At 50.9% G+C, this 1742-nt stretch carries 1 rRNA gene; it reads right to left on the bottom strand.

From position 1 onward, the window contains the following. Nucleotides 1-15 precede the first annotated feature (15 nt). Nucleotides 16-1589 (bottom strand): 16S ribosomal RNA (locus JUE30_RS11200). Between the last annotated feature and the right edge of the window lie 153 nt (nucleotides 1590-1742).

The following is a 1742-nucleotide window of genomic DNA, read 5'->3' as shown; positions in this document are numbered from 1 at the left end:
CGCATCTATCCTTAGAAAGGAGGTGATCCAGCCGCAGGTTCTCCTACGGCTACCTTGTTACGACTTCACCCTAATCATCTGTCCCACCTTAGACGGCTAGCTCCTCGAAAGGTTACCCCACCGGCTTCGGGTGTTACAAACTCTCATGGTGTGACGGGCGGTGTGTACAAGGCCCGGGAACGTATTCACCGCGGCATGCTGATCCGCGATTACTAGCGATTCCGACTTCGTGCAGGCGAGTTGCAGCCTGCAGTCCGAACTGAGACCGGCTTTAAGAGATTAGCTTACCCTCGCGGGTTCGCAACTCGTTGTACCGGCCATTGTAGCACGTGTGTAGCCCAGGTCATAAGGGGCATGATGATTTGACGTCGTCCCCACCTTCCTCCGGTTTGTCACCGGCAGTCTTACTAGAGTGCCCAACTGAATGCTGGCAACTAGTCATAAGGGTTGCGCTCGTTGCGGGACTTAACCCAACATCTCACGACACGAGCTGACGACAACCATGCACCACCTGTCACTATGTCCCCGAAGGGAACGCCTGATCTCTCAGGTTGGCATAGGATGTCAAGACCTGGTAAGGTTCTTCGCGTTGCGTCGAATTAAACCACATGCTCCACCGCTTGTGCGGGCCCCCGTCAATTCCTTTGAGTTTCAACCTTGCGGTCGTACTCCCCAGGCGGAATGCTTAATGCGTTAGCTGCGGCACTGAAGGGCGGAAACCCTCCAACACCTAGCATTCATCGTTTACGGCATGGACTACCAGGGTATCTAATCCTGTTCGCTACCCATGCTTTCGAGCCTCAGCGTCAGTTACAGACCAGACAGCCGCCTTCGCCACTGGTGTTCTTCCATATATCTACGCATTTCACCGCTACACATGGAGTTCCACTGTCCTCTTCTGCACTCAAGTTTCCCAGTTTCCGATGCACTTCTTCGGTTAAGCCGAAGGCTTTCACATCAGACTTAAGAAACCGCCTGCGCTCGCTTTACGCCCAATAAATCCGGATAACGCTTGCCACCTACGTATTACCGCGGCTGCTGGCACGTAGTTAGCCGTGGCTTTCTGGTTGGATACCGTCAACGTCTGAACAGTTACTCTCAAACGTGTTCTTCTCCAACAACAGAGTTTTACGACCCGAAAGCCTTCTTCACTCACGCGGCGTTGCTCCATCAGACTTGCGTCCATTGTGGAAGATTCCCTACTGCTGCCTCCCGTAGGAGTATGGGCCGTGTCTCAGTCCCATTGTGGCCGATCAACCTCTCAGTTCGGCTACGTATCATTGCCTTGGTAGGCCGTTACCTTACCAACTAGCTAATACGCCGCGGGTCCATCCAAAAGCGATAGCTTGCGCCATCTTTCAACCAAAGACCATGTGATCCTTGGGTTTATGCGGTATTAGCATCTGTTTCCAAATGTTATCCCCCACTTAAGGGCAGGTTACCCACGTGTTACTCACCCGTCCGCCACTCGGTGTTAACAAAATCACTCCGTGCAAGCACATCGTTCATTCGTCAAAACCTCGTTCGACTTGCATGTATTAGGCACGCCGCCAGCGTTCATCCTGAGCCAGGATCAAACTCTCATATAAAATGAGTTATTTGAATAGCTCGATTTGTTGTTTATTGCGAATTGACTTCGCTCATGTTAATTAATTCTTTTCAACTTTCATTGAAAAGCCCTATCACATTTACGAAACTTTGTTCAGTTTTCAAAGGACTACCTTGTCCAAAAGACAACTTTA

It is taken from the genome of Lacticaseibacillus sp. 866-1, assembly GCF_016861825.1.
GTDB lineage: Bacteria > Bacillota > Bacilli > Lactobacillales > Lactobacillaceae > Lacticaseibacillus.
The sequence above is the reverse complement of the archived record's forward strand: the minus strand, read 5'-3'. Positions and strand labels throughout refer to the sequence as shown.